The organism is Nocardia donostiensis, assembly GCF_002081715.1.
Taxonomy (GTDB): Bacteria; Actinomycetota; Actinomycetes; order Mycobacteriales; family Mycobacteriaceae; genus Nocardia; species Nocardia donostiensis.
Window position 1 is genome coordinate 1 of the sequence record NZ_MUKP01000026.1, and the last position, 21,681, is coordinate 21,681.

Below are 21,681 nucleotides of genomic sequence, written 5' to 3' on the forward strand. Positions count from 1 at the left end.
CTCGCGTTTCAGCCCTCGCGACTTGCGCCTTCGGCGCGTGCGCTGCGAGGGCTGAAACGCGAGCCGGGCCGCAAACCGGACGGGGCTGAGAGAGTGTGTAAGGAGCGGTTGGTTCGGGACCTACCGGGGTGGTTCTTCCACCGCGCCGTCGCGGGCGGGCGCCGGTAGGCGTACCTCCGCATTCGCTCCGGCCATGCGCATCTGCGTACCTCCGCATTCGCTCCGGCCATGCACGAGAAAGTTCTCCACCGCGCTATTGCGGCGGGGCGCCGGTAACCTCGTGACGCAGTGTCGGATCGGGGAGAGGAAGCATCCTGTGACCAAGCCGGGGCCGATGGCCTTCGACCGCCGAAAGTTTCTGGCCGCCGTGGGGTTGGTGCCCGCCGCCGCGTTCCTCGCTTCCTGCGGATCCGATGAACCGATACCGCTGAAAAAGGTCGATATGACCGGCTCCGATCCCGCGATCCGGCCACAGGACGATCTGTATCGGCATGTCAACGGCAAGTGGTTGCGCGAATACCAGCTGCCGCCGGACAAGGTGTCGTTCGGCGCGATCAGCGAAGCGCACGAACGCACCGAACAGCAGTTGCGCGAGATCATCGAGGGCATCACCGACCCCGAGGACGGGTCGGAGGCGCAGCAGATCCGCGACCTGTACGACGCCAGGATGGACCTCGACGAAATCGAGCGCCGCGGTATGGAGCCGATGGAGCCGATGTTCGCCGATATCGACGACGCGAAGAACAAAGCCGAGCTGGCCGCGGTGATGGGGGCGCTGCCGATCGGCGGGCTGATCGGGATGGGGGTGGGTATCGATCGCAAGAATTCCGAGGCCTATATCGCCTCGCTCGGCCAGTCCGGGATCGGGCTGGGTGAGCAGTACTACCGCAAACCGGAGTTCGCCGAACAACTGGCCGGGTATCGCGTCTTCCTGGAGCGGATCGCCGCGGGGGCCGGACTGCCCGATCCCACCGCCCTCGCACAGCGGGTACTGGATCTGGAAACCCGGATCGCTGCCGCGCACTGGGACAATGTGCGCAACCGCGACACCGACGCCACCTACAATCTGCACACTTGGAAAGAGGCGACCGCGCTCGCACCGCAATTCGATTGGGATCCATGGCTGTCGGGGATCACCGACCGGCCCAAGGACCTGTTCGGCAAACTCGTGGTGAACCAGCCGTCGTTCGTCACCGAGGCGGGACGGATCTGGGCCGATACCGATATCGCGATCTGGCGCGACTACCTGAAAATCGCGGTGCTCCGTGTGTATGCGCGGTTCCTGCCCTCCGAACTCAACGACGCCAACTTCGAATTCAACGGCAAGTTGATGTCGGGGCTGCAGGAGCGACCCGAACAGTGGAAGTCGGCTGTCGCGACGGTCAATTCCAACCTCGGTGAGCAGCTCGGAAAACTGTATGTGGACAAGCATTTCCCGCCCGCGGCCAAGGACCGCGCGCTGGAGATGGTCGACGATCTGATGGCCGCCTACCGGGAGAACTTCACCAACTCGTCGTGGATGTCGCCGGAAACCCGGCAGGCCTCGATCGAGAAACTGGACAAGATCGACGCGAAGATCGGCTACCCGGACACCTGGGTGGACTACTCGAAGCTGAAGATCACCAGGGGCAAGTTGGTCGAATCCCTGCGCGCTGTCAACGATTTCGAGGTGAAACGCGCCTTCGACCGGCTCGGGAAACCTGTCGACAAAACCGAATGGGCAATGCCCCCGCAGACGGTGAACGCCTACTACATGGCCACCACCAATACGATCGCCTTCCCTGCCGCTTACCTGCAGCCGCCGTTCTTCGACAAAGACGCCGAAGCCGCCGTCAACTACGGTGCGGTCGGCGCAACCATCGGTCACGAGATCGGCCACGGTTTCGACGACCAGGGCTCCAAATTCGACGGCGACGGCAACCGCCGCGACTGGTGGCAACCCGAAGACCGGGCCGCGTTCGACACCAAAACCAAGCAGATCATCGAACAGTACAACGCACTGGTTCCCGAGGGCCTCGACCCCGAACAGCACGTCAACGGCGAACTCACCGTCGGCGAAAACCTCGCTGACCTGCGCGGCCTGCAGATCGCGCTGGCCGCGTTCCGTATCGCCGAGAAACGCCGCGGCAACGACAATCCGGATTACCGCTCGGTGTTCCTGTCCTGGGCGCGCGGCTGGCGCGATAAGCAAACCCGCGAAGTTACCGAACAGTTACTCGCCACCGACCCGCACTCCCCCAACGAGTTCCGGTGCAACCAGGTGGTGCGAAATATCGCGGAGTTCTATACGGCGTTCGGCGTCGTCGAAGGCGACGAACTGTTCCTGCCACAGGACCAGCGCGTAAGCCTTTGACAACAGTGCTGCCGCGCAGACAGCCATGAAACTGCGCGGCAGTCTAGCGGGTCAGATCGCGGAAGGTGATATCCCCGAGTAGGACGTGCTCGAGCCGAAGGAAACCGTCTCGGTGCAGGTTGTGGAACCGGTACTCGGCGGCGTGGGCGTCGAGGCGGAATTCGCGGATCTCCTCGATCTCGAATTGGGTATCGAGCAGGATCACCAAATAGAGCGGAATAGGGGCCTAAAGGTCCGCGGGTTTCCGTGGCCAACGAGTGGGCTGTGACCAGGGCAGGGAAGCTCTGCGCACAGATGCCCCAACGAAGTTAGCCAAGCCTGCCCTATGCTGAGTGCGGCTCGGGTGAGCCGGTCGGGGTTGTTCCTCGATGAAGGAGGTTGCACTATGACGGCGAAACGGACTTCGCGTGGCTGGGCGCGGTGGCTGGTGGTCGCAGTTGCCGGGGTACTGGCCCTGAGCGGCTGCGGTGCCAGCGGCTCCTCGGAGGGCGGCGCGAGCGGTGACGGAGTGACCATTGCGCATGCACGCGGGGAGACCGTGATCGAGGGGACGCCGTCGCGGATCGTGGCGCTGGGCAATCAGTGGCTGGATTCGGTGCAGGCGCTCGGGGTGACACCAGTCGGGTATGTGGACAATGTGGCGGCGCTGGCGCGAGCCACCCCTCCGTGGGAGCCGGAATCGTTGCAGGAGGCGAAGGCGCTCGATCCGGGCGGCGATATCGCCGAGCAGGTGGCGGGGCTGGCGCCGGACCTGATCCTGGCCGATCCGTTCATCGCTGATCAGCAGACCTACGACAAGCTGTCCAAGATCGCGCCCACGCTGCCCGCGCTGACCTCCGATGCGGTGTCGCCGTGGCAGGACCAGGTGCGCACGCTGGGAACGGTGCTGGGCAAACAGGACGAAGCCGACAGGGTTATCGCCGACGTCGACGCCAAGATCAACAGCATCGCCGAGGCCAATCCGGGGCTGGCAGGAAAGACCTTCGTCAGCACCTGGCTGGTCGGACCCACCCAGTTGATGGTGCTCAACGACCCCAATGACGGTTCCAGCAAAGTATTCACCCAGCTCGGTATGACCATCCCCGAGAACGTCAGGGCGTTGCCGTCGAGCCAGGGCCGGGTTTCGCTGTCACCGGAGCGGCTCAGTGAACTGTCCGCCGACCTGCTGATCGCAGGCCATTCACCCGGCATGGACGAGAAGTACCGGCAGCTGCCCGGATACGCGGAGCTGCCTGCGGTGCGCAAGGACGCGGTCGTCTTCCTCGACAACACCGAGACCAGCGCCGTGAACCAGCCCACCGCGCTGTCGCTGCCCTACATCCTCGACAAGCTGGAGCCCGCACTGGTCAACGCTGCGAAGTAACCCGCCGAGCAGCTGATACCCATTCCCCGTTCGCTGCCCGCTCGCGTTCCAGTCCTCGCCGAGGAGCGCTGGAACGAGCATCCGCCGCAGGCACCAGCCGCAAGGGCCGGAACGCGAGCCACAAAACGGGACGCGAACACGCCGCGTCAGAGACGCGGCCAATAAACACAGAGGTTTTTCGGTTGTCCACCGCAATTCATACCGGGCCGTTCCGGTACTCGCTGCGCGCGGGAGTCACCTGTGTGACCACGCCCGCCGGAGCAGTGCTGTTGCATCCCCCGCACAACAAGAAGCTGACGAAGCTGAGTGCCGGCCAGCTGAACGCGTTGAAAACGCTGAACCGGGGACCGGTGACCTCGGCGGAGATGTCCGGTGACGCCGCCGTTGCCGAGCTGATGGCACAGTTGGCCGCGGATGGCTGGCTTACGGTGACGGTGCTCGACGGAGACCGGGAGCTCTACACCGTGGAACCGTTCGGGATGCCGCAGGAGGCACCCACCGGCCCGCCTCCCCCGCCGAGTGCGCTGTCGAAGTTCAGCGTGCTGCATTCGGATTCGGGAGGGTTCGTGCTGGAGCATCCGAGGTCGTGGTGTGATGTGCGCATCCACGATCCGCGGGTGCTGGCGCTACTCGGCGGGCAGGATGTGAGCGAGACGGCGCTACCACTGGATCTGGTTGTCCGGTTGGCGCAGGATCTGCACCGGGGCGGGTTCACCTGCGCGGACCCCGACGATGAGCAGCAGCAGTTCAACACCCGCAGCTGGAGTACCGCCGATCTGTGGTTCCATCGCCGCAGCACCCTCGGCGAGCGAGTGGTGAACTGGGAGCATTTCGGCCCCACCAAATGGGCAAAACCCGACTTTCCGCAGCCACCCGCACGTAAACCGAACTACCCGGGCGAACCGGTCGCTTTGACGACGCCGGACCTATCGGCTCTGCGCACCGAGGATCCCACTTTCACGTCTGTGCTGGAGGACCGGGTCTCCACCCGAGCTTTCGCCGACGACAAGCCGATCACCGTCGACCAGCTCGGCGAACTGCTGTACCGCACAGCGCGCGTCCGCGGCGTCCGGTCGGCCGGTCCCGGCGAGGAGCTGGTGTCGAAACCGTACCCCTCAGGCGGCAGCGTCTACGAGCTCGAGCTGTACCCGGTAGTACGCAATGTCGCCGGGCTCGCGGCCGGGATGTATCACTACGACTCGTTCGACCATGTACTGCGTCCGGTAGCGGACGCGGATTCGGTGGCGGTACAACGGCTGGTGAAATCCACCTCCGCGACCCTCGCCGAAGGTGCCGAACCGCAGGTGTTGATCGTGATGGCGGCCCGTTCCGGGCGCGTCATGTGGACCTACGAGCAGGTCGCCTACGCCGTGATCCTCAAACATGTCGGTGTGCTCATGCAGACGATGTATCTGACCGCGACCGCCATGGGCCTCGGCGCCTGCGCCCAGGGTTTCGGCGATACAGCCGCGTTCGTGGCAGCAGCAGGTGTCGACGAACTCGAGGAATGCAGCGTCGGCAGCATCATCATCGGAACCCCCGCACTCGATTGAGTGCGGGCGGGCACCGACCGAACCCGTGCCGTGTTCGCGACCACAGCGCTGGGGTCACGAACACGGCACGGCGTCCGCTCTTGCGGCCGATCCGACCCGTATGCTCGCAATGCCTACACGGCGAGCCGATCGACTCGACGATCTCTCATCTCGGGTCACATCGTTGTGACCGCGCTCGGCGCCGTTGCCGAGCGGTGCGGGAATCGCTTCCCGCACCCGAGAGCCTGGGCCGCATGGATCGCCCGCACAGGCACCGATGGGGGTTCGGTCGCCGCGACCGATAGCGGTGGGTGTTCCGCGGTCACGCCAACGCCCGGCGTTCGTCGACCAGCGACTGCGGCGGGATGAGTTTCCTCCAGAACTCGCGGCGGACCGCATCCCACAGCTTGGTCAGCTCTGGAAGGAGTTCTCGTGCTTGTGCGAGATCCGGATAGGTTCCGGAGTTGAAGCTGACTATCGAGGAGTCGTCGGACGTGTTCTCCACTGCGACGATCGCGATCAGATGATGCTGAAGCAAACGCCACGTCACACAGAGTTCGCCCACTTCTGTTCGGCACACATTGTCCATCGGTGATGCACCTCGGTCGTGTCTTCCTCGGTAGGGCCCCGGAGAGGGCGATCCACTCCAACGAAGTTAATACTTTAGAGTTCATAGTTCAAGGGTTTTCTGGAGCGCCGGGTGGCAAATTTCTTCACCGCGGTCGGCGCGCCCGGTGAGGCACCAGGAAAACAGACCAGCAGACCATAGATGCCACCGTTAACATGCCTTTGACTCCATAGTTCAAACGTTCTTGTTTTAGAATCGACGTACGTCCAGGCCACCCCGAGGAGACCCTCTTGTCCCGGCAAGAAAGCGCCGGCTTGTCCGCACTCAGCGCCGTGCTTTCACCGCTCGAAGGCAGTGGCCCGAAAACCGAGGCCGTGGTGCAGCGACTGTCTGCTGCGATCAGCCTCGGTGTGATGGTCGACGGCCAACAGTTGCCGAGCGAGTCCGATCTCGCCAACCAGTTGGGCGTGTCGACAATGACCCTGCGGGAAGCTTTGGCCGTACTCCGGCAGCAGGGCATTGTGCAGACCAAACGTGGGCGCGGGGGTGGCAGCTTCATCTGCTCTTCGGTGGAAGCCCTCGAGCACACCTCGCTGGCGCGGTTACACCAGATGAGCCTCCCGGAGTTGCGTGATCTGGGAGATGAACAGCTCGCGGTCGTCGGCGCGGTCGCCCGGTTCGCCGCGCGCCGCGCGCTACCGTCCGATATAGCCCGGCTCCGGACCCTGGCCGACCGGTTGAAGGTCAGCACTGAACAGACCTCGGCTCGCCGGGCCGACAGCCGCTTTCATATCGAGATGGCAGTGTGTGCGCAGTCCACTAGACTGACTCGCGCAGAGGTTGCTCTGCAGGCCGAGCTCTCTGCATTGCTCTGGCTGCCGCGACTGGAATTGGATCCGGCGACAGAGGCAGCTGCCCATCGTGATCTTGTAGACGCGATCGAACAGGAAGACGACACCCGGGCGAGAGAACTGGCGGAATCGCATACCGAATCCCGTATCCATCGGCTCGTCGCCCTACGCTTGGAGCTCAGTGATCGATGAGGGACAACGACAACTCTTCCGCCCCGACAACCATCGAGTCGCTCGCTTCCGTTGTTACCGATCTTGCCGACGAGGTCTACCGGCCGCTGACGGCCATCGCCACCGCGCTGACGACCCTGTGGGGCGATCTCACCGAGAAGCCACAGCCCGCTCCCCGGTCGACGGACCTGGCGCCCATGCGCGAGACAATTGTCGGCGAGCTGGAACCGCGAGGAAGACTGCTCGACGGCGCAGGTTTTGCGATGTTCGAGGGCGCTCTTACCGACTACCCCAAATACCTCGAATGGTGGATCTCGAACCCGGGACGGAAGCCGCAACGCCTGCCGCTGGAACTCAACCCCCGAAGTGAATATTTCTACGATTACACCCCGATGGACTGGTACGTGATCCCGCGCGACCAGGGGCTACGGTGGGTGCACGGGCCGTACATCGATTTCGCGTGCACCAATCAATACGTGTGCACCTTCTCGCTACCCGTCACGACCGCGCTCGGAACCTTCCTCGGCATCGCCGGCGCCGATGTTCCGGTCGGTGCGATCGAGGAGGCATTGCTTCCGAGATTCCGGGCGTCGGCTCTGCAAGTAGCACTGCTCAACAATGAGGGCCGCGTCATTGTGGCAACCGGCCCCGAATTCCCACCCGGAACAAAGACGAGCCGGAAGAACCGGTCTGCCGCCCAAGTGCCGATCGGCGCTATACCGTGGTCCTTGCAGTCACTAGGGTCCTCTGCGCCGCACTGAGACCACCCTCATGCGTCGAGTCGTTCCAGCTGCCGATCCGGAGAGAAGACCACTGGTCGATCATTCCCGAAGCTGCACTCGAACGGCCGGAACTGCCACGGGCAGGTAGGCGGTGACCCGCTGGGCTCTGCCGCAAAAGCGCATTCGGCGTGCTTCGGGGTAAACCACCCGTCGTTAGAGCAACGTAGGAACTGGAGAAAATCGGAAACCCCGGCGATGTACCCAATCTTTCAGGACAGGGATCGCTCCGGGGCCTTCGATCCCGAAGGATATCAGCGAAAGCCCACGAGTCGATGCGTAAGCGTCCTCAGCCCTGAGAACGCCACTAACCCGGAGGCCGGAGAGCAGATGTCGCCGTTTCACGCCTCCGCCATGACCTCCTCGTCGCTCATCGCCGCGACATCCAGATACAACCGGGCGACGGTCGACAGTCGGCCCGCTCGACCCGCAGCGGTTTCGCGTTCCGTCAGCAGGGCCGCGAGAGCGGCGACGGTGCGGGTGGCGAAGATATCGGCGACCAGGGCGTGGTCGACGTCGAGCCATTCGCGGACGCGGGCGATGACGGTGGTGGCGAGAACGGAATCGCCGCCGAGAGAGAAGAAGTCGTCGTGTATGCCGATGGTGTCGGTGTCGAGCACTTCGGTGATGATGGCGGCGAGGGCGGCTTCTACATCGTTGCGGGGGGCGAGGTCCTCGGTGGCGGCGGAGCCGGGTTCGAGCAGCGCGATCACGGCGCGGCGGTCGAGTTTGCCGTTGGCGGTGAGCGGCATCCGGGCGAGGAGTTCGATGCGGGTGGGGATCATGTAGCCGGGCAGCAGGTCGGCTACGGCGGTGGTGATATCGCCGATTCCGCCGGGGTCGCCGGAGACGGCGGCGACGAGTTTCGGGGCGCCCGCGCCCACCACGGCCGCGACGGCGTGCCGGACGCCGGGCACGGTGCGTAGCGCGCTTTCCACTTCGCCGAGTTCCACTCGGTAGCCGCGGATCTGCACCTGGTGGTCGGCGCGGCCGAGGAATTCGATAGTGCCGTCGGGCCAGTATCTGGCCATATCACCGGTTCGGTACCAGCGCAGGCCCTCGTATTCGACGAACCGTTCCGCGGTGCGCTCGGGATCATTGCGGTAACCGGCCGCGACGTTCGCGCCGCCCACCCAGAATTCACCGGGCACCCAGTCGGGGCAGTCGCGGCCAGCGGGGGAAACAACGCGGCAGCGGACGTTGCGCAGCGGAACACCGAACGGCACGGTCGCCCAATGCTCCGGTGGTTCACCGACGACTTCGCAGATCGTGTTGTGGATCGACGTTTCGGTGGCGCCCCCCAAACCGGAGAAACGGCAGCCTGGGATCTGATGGGCAAGCCTGCGCGCCAGATCGGCGCCCACCCAGTCGCCGCCGAGTGTTACCGCGCGCAGCGAATCGCCGAGCTGGTCGCCGCCGATCTCCAGGATCATGTCGAGCATGCTCGGCACACAGTTGAGGATGGTGACGCGGTGGCGGCGCAGCAATTCCACCCAGGTGGTTGCTTCGCCGCGCTGCTGTGGGTCGAGCGCGACGAGGGAGCCGCCGACGGAGAACATGCCGAAGATGTCGTAGACGGAGGCGTCGAATTCCAGTGCCGACAGGGCGAGCACGCGATCTGAACTGCCGACGGAGAACCAGTCGTTCACCGCATCGATGGTGTTCATCGCGCCCCGGTGTGGGACGTCGACACCTTTCGGTACGCCGGTGGAGCCAGAGGTGAAGATGATGTAGGCGATTTCCTCGGTGTCCGGGTACACCGGGGCGGTCAGCGGTTGCGGATGCTCGCGGGCGGTGTCGATGGGAATACAGGTGACTGCTTCACCCATCTCTGCGGCGGCGACGGTCAACGCGACCCGCACCTCGCCGGTGCGCAGGATGTCCGCGCGCCGGCCCACCGGCTGGTCGAATCCGATCGGCACGTAGGCCGCTCCTGCCGCGAGAACTCCGAGAACAGCGAGGATCTGATCGGGGCCTTTGGGTAGCTGGACAGCCACCGTGTCGGCCGGGCGCACCCCGGCTGCGCGCAGCGCACCCGCGACAGCGAGGGCCTGCGCGGCCAATTCGCCATACGTCCACAGGCCTTCGCCGTTCAGTCCCCACACCACGGCGGGCGCATCCGGTGTCGTCGCCGCGTGGTCGAAGAAACCCTGATGCAGGCAGCGCCCGCTGACCGGGCCGTCGGTGGCGTTGATCGCCGCCCTGGTTGCGGCCTGTGCGGCGGGTAGCCGCACCGCGGCCTCGGCGTCCCAGCCCGCTTCGCCCTCGCCGAGCCGCTGGATCACCTCGGTGTAGCGGGCGAACATCGCATCGATCAAGCCTTGTGGAAAGGCCGATTCGCGCACATCCCAGTTCAGCAGCAGACCGCCGCGCACCTCGGTCACCTGTGCGTCCAGCAGCACTTGTGGTCCCTGCGAGATGATCCAGACCGGTTCGCCGAATGTCTCGGTAACTCGGTCGGCAAACAGTTCGCCCAGGTTCAGCGCGCTGGTGTACACCACCGGCGCGAGCACCGGTTCACCACGGTGGCGGCCCAGATCGCGGAGCACTTCCAGACCGGAATAGGCGGTGTGCGCGCCGCTGTCGTGCATGCTGCGCTGTAGTGCCCTGGCCCGGTCGGCGACGGACAGATTCTCGGTGACATCGACGTCGAGCATGATCGAAGAGGTGAAATCGCCGATCACCCGATCGATGTCTGAGTGCACCGGTTCGCGCTGGAACAGCGGAATGTTCAGCAGGAAACGACTCTGCGCCGACCAGCCGCCGATGGTCTCGGCGAATACCGCCGCCAACGCCATCGCCGGGGTGATGCCGCGTTCGTGGGCGGCGGCCAGCAGACGCTGTTTGGCTTCCGGCTCCAGCCAATGGTTGTAGCGGACGGTGCGATGCGGTTCGGCGCGGTCGGCGACCGGGACGGTGGGCAGCTCGGGTGCGCCCGGCAGTTCCGGCAGCCGCTGCTGCCACCATTCGCGGTCCCGGCGGCGGGCTTCGGTATCGGTCTGGCGTTCGGTGCGGTAGCGGCGGTAGCTGTAACCGGGTTCGGGAAGGGTCGCGCCGTGGTACAGGTCGGCCAGATCGGAGATGAGCACTCGGTAGCTCATGGCATCGCCGGCCAGCATATCGACATCCAGGTGCAACCGGGTGCTTTCGGGTCCGCGCAAGGTGAGGGTGATATCGACGACCTGGCCGTCTTCGATGGCCAGCCGCTGATGGGTTTTGCGTTCACGCAGCTCTTCCAGCGCGGCATCGGCGGCGGCTGCGCTGTGCTCGCGCAAGTCGACGACTGTGAACACCGGCCGGCCGGGCGCGTGCATGGTCTGCTGAGTGCCGTCGGACAGGAACCGGGTGCGCAGCATGGGATGGGCGGCGACCAACTGCTCGACAGCACGTTCGAGCCGGTCGGGATCGATACTTCCGCCATCGAATTCGACGTACAGGTGGGCGGCGACACCGCCGAGTTCCTGTTCGTCCGAGCGGCCGATCCAGTAGGCGTGCTGCATACCGGCCAGCGGGAACGGCTCGAATTCTGCGTCCGCAGCGGGCGAAAGCACATTGTCACCATCGGCCGCGCTCGACGTCGCAGCAGTGGAATTCCCTGTCCCGTCGGCTCCTTGGTCGCCACGATTCGGCTCGCTGATCCCTGTGCCGGTGCCGCCGAGCATTTCGTGCCAAGCGCCCACAGTGGGTTCGGCCGCGAGCTGCGCGAAGTTGACGTCCAGGCCGCGTTTGCGCCAGCTGCCCGCCAGCTTCATGGTGCGGATCGAGTCGAGGCCGAGCTGGATGAGGTCGACGTCGTCGGCAATATCGTCCACGGTCAGTCCGAGCTGGGCCGCCACGGCGGCTCGAATTTCGTCCTTACCGACTTCCGCCGAATTCTGCGGCCGCTGTGCTGTCTCCATATCCGCCGTTACTCCTTGTTGATCACCACTCGCGGTGGATCGAAACTGCCAGTCCGCACCCTACCGCACCTACATAGGGTTGCCTAACCTATCTTTCGCACAGTAATGCCTCGAAATGCCTCGCATCGAACCGGGCGCTGCGATCCGGCCGCACGCGGCTACCGAGCCCATTTCGGCGGTGCCCCCTGGTCACCGTCGATCCACTGTTCGGCGATCGAGCGCAGCAGCCAGCGCGGTGACGGCACGCTGCCAGAGTTCGGCCAGCCGGTCGGCGTCGGCTTCGGTGAGCAGGCCCTGACCCCAACGCCAGTTCGTGTGCAGCTGCGGGCCTTCGGGTGTGCTGCCGATTGCGGCGATCACATCCAGTGCGTAACGCAGCGGAAGGTCGGGTTCGGGGTCCAGTGGCAGGGCAGTGTCGGCTCCGCCGGTCACCATCGACCAGGGTTTGCCGTCGTTCGCGGCGAGGTCGACCCGGCCCAGATAGTTGAACTCCACCTGCGGTTCGGCTGCGCCGGTCAGCTCCGGGCTGCGGGTGACATACCGCAGCAGTCCGTAGTCGAGCCCGTCGTTCGGGATCGCATCCAGCCGGGCGACGACAGAGTCGACCAGGGCCCGCGCCGCAGCCGGATCGGCTTCCGCGCCTTCGACATCCACGGCTTCCGTTCCCGCACCGAGCCGCACCGGAAACACGCTGGTGAACCAACCGAGCGTATTGGTGGTGTCGGTGCCAAGCAGCGTATCGGCGCGACCATGACCTTCCAGCGCGATGAGTGCGCCGCAACGGGGGTCCTGAGCGCGTTCCCGACGCCAGCTGGCCAAGGTCATGGTCAGTGCGGCGAGCAGGAACTCGCGAACGCCTTCCTCCTTGCTCAACGCGGCGAGGATACGTTCGGTGACCGCCACACCGACCGGTGCGGACGTGACCCGCAGCGACGACCAGGTATCGACGACCGGGTCAGGAACCCGCGACCCGATCTCCGGATCGGGCGCGGCCAACTGCCCGGCCCAGAAATCGCGTTGAGCGAGGACTTCCGGCTCCGACGCTCGCTGCCACATCAACTGTGACCACCGCCGATAGGAAGTGAACTCCGGCAGCGGTTTGGGCGCCGAGCCCGCTTCGATCGCGGTCCACGCCTCGGCCAGCCCGGCCAGCAGAATGTGCCAGGACACCACGTCCACCGCGAGATGATGGACGGCGAGCATGAGGATGTCGCCTTCGTCGGTGCCGGGGAACCAGACGGCGCGCACCATATCGCCGGTCCGCGGGTCGATCTGGTCCATCGCCGCCCTGGCCGCAGCTGCAATGACGCTGTTCCAGTCGACAGCAATGTCTCCGGCACCGAACGGATCATCGACATCCGAGACGAAACCACCGCTGGTCGGGCCAGCCACAGCACCAGCCGAACCGACACCATCACCAGTTGAACCAGCAGTATCGCCATACGGGCCGACTGCCTCACTGTTCGAGTCGACAGCGCTGTTGTTCGCGCCTGCGGCATCGTGGTGCGGGCCGATCGCGACGCTGTTCGAACCAGCAGCAACGCCGCTCGTGCCGACGGTGTCACCAGCAGGAATGACGGTATGGGCGGGTGTGAAGCGGGTGAGGATGTCGGCGGCACGTACAGAACCGGGTGGCGTGGTGATCAGGCGCAGACCGTCCGGGGTGTCGGCGAGGCGGGAGCGCAGGGTGTCGTATCCGTCGAGGGCTGCCTGCAGCACTGCTTCCAACTGGTTGCCGGTGATGCCGGTGGGTAGTCGCAGCAGCGTGGTCTGGGTGAAGCGGCGGTAGCGGCCGTATTCGTACATCCAGGAGACGATCGGCAGTGGCAGCACCTCGCCGTATTCCGCGGTATCGGCCGCGGAATCGGTTGGAGACGCGGCCGAGGCCGAGGTGATGGCGGCGGCGAGTTCCCGAATGCTCGGGGCGGCGAGCACCATCCGCGGATTCACGGCGAGACCACGCCGCCGCGCTTTGCTGACCAGCGATATCGCCACGATGCTGTCCACGCCGATGGCGAAGAAATCGTCATCGATACCCGGGATACGGCCGTCGAACAGTTCGGCGAAGACCTCGCTGAGCGCCTGTTCGGTCTCGGTTTCCGCAACCGCGCGTTCCCCCTCGGCAACGCCGTGCGACAGCGCTTGTTCCGCGCGGCGCGCCAATTCGTGACCGTCGAGTTTTCCGTTGGCGTTGACGGGCAGCCGGTCCAGGATCACGATCCGCGCGGGCACCATATACGCAGGAAGCCGGTCGGTGAGCGCGATCCGCAACTGCGCCGGATCCACCACCCGGCCGGGCGCGGCGACGACGAAACCGACCAGACTCGCTCCGCCCGCCCGACGCACCACGGTGACGGTGGCGGTGGCGACACCGGGCAGCCGGCGCAGTGCGGTCTCGATCTCGCCTACCTCGACGCGGTAGCCGCGCACCTTCACCTGGTCGTCGGCACGTCCCAGATAGGCCAGACCGCCGTGGCCGAGCCGGCGCACCAGGTCGCCGGTGCGGTACATCCGGTGTCCGGGGCGGAACGGGTCGGCGACGAAACGAGCGGCTGTGCCCGCGGGCCTGCCGATATAGCCGCGTGCCAGCTGCGCACCGGATAGATACAGTTCGCCGACCACCCCGCGCGGCGCGGGCCGCAGCCGGGAGTCGAGCACATAGGCCGCCGTGCCCGCATTGGCGGTACCGATGGTCGGGTCGGTGGTGTCCGCGATCGCGGCGACGACCGCCTCCACTGTCGTCTCTGTCGGCCCGTAGCAGTTGTATACCGCTGTGCCGGTCAGGGCACGCAACCGCGACCACAGGGCTTGGTCGATGGCCTCGCCGCCGAGCGCGAGCACCGCCGGACCGCGGTCGAGCAGACCGGCAGCGGACAGCTGCGCGAACATCGACGGGGTGGTGTCGATCATGTCGATCCCGTGCCGGGTCATCCCCTCGACCAGCCGGTGCGCGTCACGCATCTCCTCGCTGTCGAACAGATGAATATGCTGCCCGGCCAGCAGCCCGACCATCGGCTGCCAGGAGGCGTCGAAACTCAGCGACCAGGCGTGCGCGATGCGCAACGGGCGACCGAGCCGTGCCTGTGCGGGCCGGTACACGCGGTCACGATGGTCGGCGAAGTAGGCGGCGAGCGCGGAGTTGGTTCCTGCGACGCCCTTCGGTTCGCCCGTGGATCCGGAAGTGAAGATCAGATAGGCGCAGTGCGACGGAACACGCGGTACCGCAGGTGTTTCCGCAGCGCGCCGCGCCACTCGCCCGATGACCTCGGGATCGTCGAGGACGAGGACTGGTTCGGACCGGCCTGCGAGCAGTTCGCGGGAGTCCTCGGTGGTCAGCAGCAGGGTGGGACGCGACTGGTTCAGGATCGAGTCGATCCGCGTACTCGGCAGCGTGATATCCACCGGCACATACGCACCACCGGCGGCCAATACCGCGAACAGCCCGATGATGGAACGAGCCGAACGCGGCAGTACCAGCGCGGCAACGGTTTCCGGGCCTACGCCGTGGTCGGCGAGTTCGGCCGCGAGGCGGGCGGCGGCGTCGCGCAGTTCGCGGTAGGTGTAGCGCTCATCGCCGGAGTTCGAGCCGGAGCTCAACGCGGGCGCGTCCGGGGTCGCGGCGGCTTGCCGCTCGAACAGCTCCCAAGCGGTCAGGTTGTCGACCTGCGGGGCCGGGACAGTCGTGGCGAGGTCGGCGTGTTCGGAAGCGGTCAGTACGTCCAGCGCCGCAGGTGTGCCGGCGCCGATATCGGGCAGCTGACGCAGTATCGACAGCAGCCGTTCCCCGATCTGCTCCGCAGGCAGCTGCGGCAGCGCCTCCGGTACCGCCTCCACCAGCACCACCAGCTCGGCGCCCGCCAGGTGAGAGACGACGGTGAGCGGATAGTGCGCCAGGCTTTCCATCTCGATCGGCCGGAACCGCGCACCGTCGGGCATGGTCACAGTCTGGATCGCGGCGTCGATGGGCGCGTTCTCGAAAACGAACAGCGTGTCGAACAGGGTGCCGTGTTCGGTGGCGCGCTGTACCGACGACAAGCTGAGGTAGCCGATATCGCGCATGGCGGCCGATTCGCGCTGCAGGGCCGCGCACTGTTCGACCACGCTCGCGGTCTCGTCGATCCGGACAGCAACCGGAACAGTGTTGATGAACAGGCCGATCATCTGTTCCACACCGGAAAGCTGTTCGGGGCGACCGGAAATGGTGGTGCCGAACACCACGTCCCGCCGGTCGGTGAGCCGGCCGAGCAGCACCGTCCAAGCGAACTGGACCGCCGTGTTGAGGGTGAGCCCGCTGCGCCGCGCCCAGCGTTGCAGACGTTCGGTCTCCGCGGCGGGCAGGGTCAGCCGGGTGGTTTCGGGTACCGCGCCGGCGCGTACGGTCGCCGCACCGTCGGCGACCATCAGCGGGCTGCTCACCCGACCCAGGTACTCCACCCAGGTCGCGGTCGCCGCCGCAGTGTCCTGGGCGGCGAGCCACCCGATGTAGTCGCGGTACGGGCGCGGCTGCGGCAGACCGGTCGGGGAACCACCGGCCTGGTAGATCGCCAGCAGTTCGGTGGTGAACACCGCGACTGCCCACCCGTCCATCAGGATGTGATGCGCGGTCAGGATCATGCGGCGTTGCGCGCTGGCGGCGGTGTCGTTGTCGGAGCCCGGCACTGTCAACAGCAGGATCCGCAGCGCTGGGCCGCGGCTCAGGTCGAACGGCTTGCGCCGCTCGGATTCGGCGATGGTGTCGAATTGTGACGGCTCGGCGTACCGCTCGGTCCACGGTAGTTCCGCTTCGCTCGGCACGATCTGCACCGGTTTGGGCACATCGGTGTCCCAGAACGACACCCGCAGATTCGGGTGCCGTACCAGCATGGCCTGCGCGCTGGCGCGCAGCAGCGCCACATCCAGCGGCCCATCGATATCGACCACGAACTGCATGGTGTACAGGTCGATTCCGTCGCCGGTCAGCTTCGACAGGGAGAACAGCCCCTCCTGCAGCGGGCTGAGCGCCAGAACGTCCTCGATCCGCGGGGCGCTCATGATCGGGCCTGCCAGGAGGCGGTGAGCGCGGCCAGAGCGTCGGCGTCGAGACCGGACGCACTCATCGGGGCGTGCGTTGCGCCGTCGTCGGTCTGCGGTGGCGCCGGTACTGGCTCGGTGTCACCGGCAACGGCATCGACAGCATCGACAACGGCGGCATCGACGGCAGCCGCCAGTTCGGCGATGGTCATGTGCTCGAACACCATCTGCGGTGTCAGCGGCAGACCGAGCGCCGCGGCGCGCGCCGACCATTGAATGGAGATGACACTGTCGCCGCCGAGCGCGAAGAAGTTGTCTTCAGCGGTGACGTCGTCGATCTCGAGCAGTTCCTCGAGCAGGGCGATCAGCTTCTGTTCGATATCTGCCGCACCGGCCGCATCCGCCGTCGCTCCCGCGACCGCACCCCCACGCGGCGCGGGAGGTGCGAGCAGGTGGTCGAGGTCGGCGGCGGGCAGCAGCTCCAGCTGGGCGGCCCGCTGCTCGGGGGTGGTGGCGAAGGCGGTCAGCGCCGCCTCCACCGCCTGCGCGATCAGTTGCGCCGTGCGCGGTTCGTACAGATCGGCGTTGACGACGACCCGCACATCCATGCTGCCGTCGGCGGCGACGTTCATGCTCAGGTTCAGATCCAGGAACGAGATATCGAAATCCACCGGCAGCACCGTCACCGTGGCGGCGCCCGAAGCGTCCAATGCGATCGGCGCGGGCGCCCAGTCCGCGCCACGGAAATGCAGCATGGTCTGGAACAGCGGGTTCCGGGAACGGGTCCGGGGCGGGTTCAGCGCCTCCACCAATCGCTCGATCGGCAACTCCTGATGGATATAGGCGTCGAGCACCACGTCGCGGCCGCGTGCCACCACCTCGCGCAGGGTCGGGTCGCCGGACAGATCGTTGCGGAGCACAACCATATTCGCGAACAACCCGACCAACTCGCCGACAGCCTCGTCGACACGTCCCGCGACCGGCGTGCCGATCGCGATATCGGTGCCGCCGCCGAGCTTGTGCAGCACCGTCGCCACAATCGACTGATACAGCGCGAACTCGCTCGCATTGCTCTGTTCGGCCAGCGTCTGCAGCTTGTCGCGGCGCTCGGCAGGCACGGTGAAGGTCGCTACCTCGCCGCGTTTGCCGAGCACCGCGGGCCGCTGGAAATCGTGCCCGACATTGATTTCCTCCGGCAGCCCGGCCAGCACCGAACGCCAATGCGTCACCTGCGCTGCGGCGTAGTCGCTGGGCTCCCCCGAGGGGCCTGCGTCGAACACTGCACGCTGCCACAGTGCGTAATCCGCGTACTGGACGGGCAGCGGGTCCCAGTGCGGCGCCTGCCCGGTTTCGGTCCGGGCGCGGTAGGCGGCGACCAGATCGTCGAGCAGGATGCCGAACGAGGCGTGGTCGGCGGTGATGTGGTGCACCAGCAGCGACAGCACATGCGTGTGCTCATCCAGCGCGAACAGCCGCGGCCGGATCAACGGCTGCTCGTCCAGCGGGAACGGGAAGTTCGCGATATCGGCCAGTTCTGCGTCCAGGCGGTCGGCGGTGATCTCGGTGACCGGCATTTGCACCGTCAGGGCGGGATGCACCACCTGGTATGGGATTCCGTCGCGTTCGGGGAACGAGGTGCGCAGTGTTTCGTGCCTGGCCACTACGTCGTTGATCGCGGTGGTCAGCGCCGCGATATCGAGTGGCCCGTCGAACCGCATCGCCAGCGGCAGGTTCGCCGCCGCGCTGGGGCCTTCCATGCGGTACTGGAACCACATGGACAGCTGTGAATACGACAGCGGCAGCAGCTCCGGGCGGGACTGTTGCACGAGTTCCGGCCGATTGCCACCGGAACCGGTCTGCGGCAGTTGATCGTCGGATTCGTCGTCCATCGCGTCGAGGTCGATACCGAACTCGTCGCGGAACTGCGTAACCAGCCGCGCCGCCAACCCGGCCGCCGTGGGGGTGTCGAACACCGCGCGCACATCCAGTTCCACACCGAACCCGGCGCGGATCTGCGCGGCCAGCCGCGCCGCGAGCAGCGAATGACCGCCGAGTTCGAAGAACGAATCGTCGGCGCCGACCCGATCCACGGAGAACAGTTGCGCGAAGATCTCACACAGGCGGCGTTCGGTGGCGGTGGCGGGCTCGCGGTAGCCGCGTTCGGCGGCAGATGTCACCGCGGGCAGCGCGCGTTTGTCCAGTTTGCCGTTGACGGTCAACGGGATCTGGTCGATCACCGCGAACGCGCTCGGCACCATGTATTGCGGCAGCCCGGCCGCGACAGCGGAGCGCACCTCGTCCACATCGACTTCGTCGACGGTATATCCGGCGGCGGGCACCACATACGCGGCGAGCATGGCGCCCACCGCCGGATCCTCGGCGACAACCACCACGCAGTGCCCCACCGCGGGATGGGCGGTGATGGCGGATTCGACTTCACCGAGCTCGATACGGAACCCGCGCACCTTGACCTGTTCGTCGGCGCGGCCCATGAATTCGAGAGCACCGGACAGATTGCGCCGCGCCAGATCCCCGGTGCGATACAGCCGGGCGCCCGGGCAGAACGGGTCGGCGACGAAACGCTGCGCGGTCAGCCCGGACCTGCCCAGATAGCCACGCGCCAGCTGCGCACCACCCAGATAGATCTCCCCCACGACCCCGGCTGGCACCAGCTGCAGCGCCTCGTCCAGCACGTAGGCGTACACATTGCGGTTCGGCATGCCGATCGGCACCACGCCGGTGCCCTGCGGTCCTTCCACCGGCATATGCGTCGCGCACACCACGGCCTCGGTGGGGCCGTAATGGTTGCGCAGTTCGGCGTCGAAAATGGTGGCGAACTTATCGGCCACCTCCCCGGGCAGCGCCTCGCCACCCACCGGAACCCGCCGCAGCGCCCGCCATTCGATCACCTCCGGCAGCAGCAGGAAGGTGCTCAGCATCGACGGCACCATATGCAGCACGGTGACGCCGTGCCGAGTGATCAGATCGGAGACATAACGGATATCGCGGAAGGCGTCGGGTTTCGGCACGATCAGCCGCGCGCCCAGCGACAGGGTCATGAAGATATCCACCAGCGAGGCGTCGAAACTCACCGACGACGACTGCAGCAGCCGGTCCTGGTCGTTCATCCCCCATTCGGCGGCGAAACCGCGCACATGTTCGGCGATCGCCGCGTGCGCAACCGGCACACCCTTGGGTTTGCCGGTGGAGCCGGAAGTGTAGATGACGTACGCCAGATGCTGCGGCAACAACGGCCGCACCCGGTCGGCGTCTGTCGGATTCGTTTCCGGTAGAGCGGCGGCCGCGGCCTCGGCAGCAGCGAACCCGGTGTGGTCGAGCACCAGCGCAGGCGCGGCGTCGTCGATCAGATAGTCGATGCGATCCTGGGGATACGACGGGTCGATCGGCAGATAGGCTGCGCCTGCTTTCAGCACACCCAGCACCGCGACAATGAATTCGACCGAGGTGGTGAACCGCAAACCGACGAGGTCTTCGGCACCGATGCCGCGGCCGATCAGCCAGTGCGCTACCCGGTTGGCGCGCCGGTTCAGCTGGTCGTAGCTCAGCTCGGTGTCATCGGAGATCAGGGCAGGCGCGTCCGGTGCTGCCGCGACCCGGTCCTGCAGCAGATCGACCATGGTCGCCGCCGGGATCGGCACCAGCTCGCCGTGTGACAGTTCCAGGATCGTCGCACGGTCCTCGGCGCTGAGCATATCCACGTCCACCAGCCGCCGACCCGGTTGCGTCAGCGCGCTGTCGAGCAGCCGCACGTAATGCCCGAGCAGCTGATCCACCAGCGGCGCGGGCAGATCGCCGGTCCAATACTCGGCCTCGACCAGCGCACCCCCGGCCGCGTCGAGCACCACCGCGAAAGCCAGCGGAACCTGGGCGGTCGGCGCGCCGAAGTCCAGTTGTTCGGCGACCACGCCGGGCAGGTCGAACGCGTCGGCGCTCTTGCGGACACTGAACCCCAGCCGGACCAGCTGCTCCATCCCATCGCGTCCGGCGACTCTAGTCGGGTTCGCCTCCTGCACAACACGTTCGATACCGATGCCCTGATGGGCGAACGCGCCGAGGCAGGTCTGCTTGGCCGAGTCGACGACATCGCTGAAACTCGCACCACTGCGCACGGTCTGACGCAGCAGCAGAGTGTTACCGAAGTAGCCGATGAGCTGCTGGGCGGTCGCATTGCGCCGCACCGTGACCGGTACCGAAACCAAGAAATCCGAGGCGGCCGTATAGCGGTGGATCACCGCGGCGAAACCGGCGAGCAGCACCATGAACGGGGTCGCGGCCCGCTCTTTGGCGAACGCCTCCACGCGAGCGAGCAGTTCCGGTGACAGGGTCGCGGTGCGGCGGTCGGCGTGTTTGGAACCCCCGACCGTACCGGGCAGCTCCAGCGGTTCCGGCAGCGGACGCAGCGCGTCGCGCCAGTACTCCACTTCCGCCTCGGTCGCCGCGGTTTCCTCTCCGGGACCGTCGAGCACCTCGACTTCGACGAATTGCCCGACCGGCGCGGGCAGCTCACCGCCGGTGTACGCGGCGTTGAGGTCGGCGAAGAACACCGCCCACGAATCGTCGTCCCAGCAGATGTGGTGCAGCACCAGAATCAGCACCCACTCCTCGGCGCCGAGACGCGCCAGGGTGACCCGCAGCGGGGTCTCGGTGGCCAGCGCGAACGGGCGGCCGAACTCACGCCTGGCCAGCACCTCCACCCGGCGCTCTCGGCCCGCTTCGGGCAGATCGGTGAGATCGTGCGACTGCCACGCGGTTGCCGCCTCGTCGGTGAACACCTGATAGGGCTCGCCGTCGGCGTCCACCCCGTAAGTGGTGCGCAGGATGTCGTGGCGGGCGACGACCGCATCGAACGCCGCGCGCAGCCGGGTTTCGTCCAGCGCGCCGGTCAACCGGTAGGCGACGCACAGGTTGAGGGTGGTGTCTTCGGGGTCGCGGGTCTGCAGGAACCACATCCGCCGCTGGCCCGCCGACAGCGGCTGCTGCTCGCCCGCGCGCACCCGCCGCTGCGGGGCGGTCGCGGTTTCGGCGGCGAGCACACCGCTTTCCCGCATCCGGCGGCGTAACAGTTCCTTGCGGCGGTCGGCGGCGCTGCGGCCGGACGAAACGTCGCTGCTGGCTTTGGTGTCTGACATGGATC

10 protein-coding genes are annotated in these 21,681 nt (G+C 66.4%); 5 read left to right on the forward strand and 5 right to left on the reverse strand.

Annotated features, from left to right (window positions below; translation table 11 throughout):
* Positions 1-316: 316 nt before the first annotated feature.
* The gene (locus B0T44_RS17160; RefSeq protein ID WP_342749190.1) at positions 317-2,353 is read left to right on the forward strand and encodes a M13 family metallopeptidase; all 2,037 of its coding nucleotides are present in this window, start codon (positions 317-319) and stop codon (positions 2,351-2,353) included.
* Between the two features lie 43 nt (positions 2,354-2,396).
* Here the strand turns inward: B0T44_RS17160 and B0T44_RS27195 are convergent, their stop codons facing one another.
* Positions 2,397-2,558: a hypothetical protein gene (locus B0T44_RS27195; RefSeq protein WP_175647901.1), complete on the reverse strand. Its 162-nt coding sequence runs from the start codon at positions 2,556-2,558 to the stop codon at positions 2,397-2,399.
* Positions 2,559-2,738: 180 nt separating this feature from the next.
* On the opposite strand from B0T44_RS27195, the gene B0T44_RS17165 reads away from it, so the two are divergent.
* Both B0T44_RS17165 and B0T44_RS17170 read left to right on the forward strand, forming a co-directional pair.
* Positions 2,739-3,716 (forward strand): ABC transporter substrate-binding protein, encoded by a 978-nt coding sequence (locus B0T44_RS17165; protein WP_077114380.1) that lies wholly within the window; start codon positions 2,739-2,741, stop codon positions 3,714-3,716.
* Positions 3,717-3,898: 182 nt separating this feature from the next.
* Positions 3,899-5,269, forward strand: coding sequence for a SagB family peptide dehydrogenase (locus tag B0T44_RS17170; protein WP_245839004.1), 1,371 nt, complete (start codon positions 3,899-3,901; stop codon positions 5,267-5,269).
* A gap of 301 nt (positions 5,270-5,570) precedes the next feature.
* Here B0T44_RS17170 and B0T44_RS17175 read toward each other — a convergent pair whose 3' ends face one another.
* Positions 5,571-5,837 carry a hypothetical protein gene (locus B0T44_RS17175; RefSeq protein ID WP_139347625.1) on the reverse strand — a complete coding sequence of 89 codons (267 nt, stop codon included), beginning with the start codon at positions 5,835-5,837 and terminating at the stop codon, positions 5,571-5,573.
* A gap of 293 nt (positions 5,838-6,130) precedes the next feature.
* On the opposite strand from B0T44_RS17175, the gene B0T44_RS17180 reads away from it, so the two are divergent.
* Both B0T44_RS17180 and B0T44_RS17185 read left to right on the forward strand, forming a co-directional pair.
* Positions 6,131-6,859 carry a FadR/GntR family transcriptional regulator gene (locus tag B0T44_RS17180; protein WP_077114736.1) on the forward strand — a complete coding sequence of 243 codons (729 nt, stop codon included), beginning with the start codon at positions 6,131-6,133 and terminating at the stop codon, positions 6,857-6,859.
* Positions 6,856-7,599 (forward strand): cache domain-containing protein, encoded by a 744-nt coding sequence (locus B0T44_RS17185; RefSeq protein WP_077114376.1) that lies wholly within the window; start codon positions 6,856-6,858, stop codon positions 7,597-7,599. The genes B0T44_RS17180 and B0T44_RS17185 overlap by 4 nt, the downstream gene beginning before the upstream one ends.
* Before the next feature lie 359 nt (positions 7,600-7,958).
* On the opposite strand, the gene B0T44_RS17190 is transcribed toward B0T44_RS17185, so the two are convergent.
* The 3 genes from B0T44_RS17190 to B0T44_RS17200 all read right to left on the reverse strand — a co-directional run bounded on the left by B0T44_RS17190 (position 7,959) and on the right by B0T44_RS17200 (position 21,676).
* Positions 7,959-11,516 (reverse strand): non-ribosomal peptide synthetase, encoded by a 3,558-nt coding sequence (locus B0T44_RS17190; protein ID WP_077114374.1) that lies wholly within the window; start codon positions 11,514-11,516, stop codon positions 7,959-7,961.
* A gap of 189 nt (positions 11,517-11,705) precedes the next feature.
* Positions 11,706-16,547 (reverse strand): non-ribosomal peptide synthetase, encoded by a 4,842-nt coding sequence (locus B0T44_RS17195; protein WP_081512242.1) that lies wholly within the window; start codon positions 16,545-16,547, stop codon positions 11,706-11,708.
* Positions 16,544-21,676 (reverse strand): non-ribosomal peptide synthetase, encoded by a 5,133-nt coding sequence (locus B0T44_RS17200; RefSeq protein WP_077114372.1) that lies wholly within the window; start codon positions 21,674-21,676, stop codon positions 16,544-16,546. The genes B0T44_RS17195 and B0T44_RS17200 overlap by 4 nt, the downstream gene beginning before the upstream one ends.
* Between the last annotated feature and the right edge of the window lie 5 nt (positions 21,677-21,681).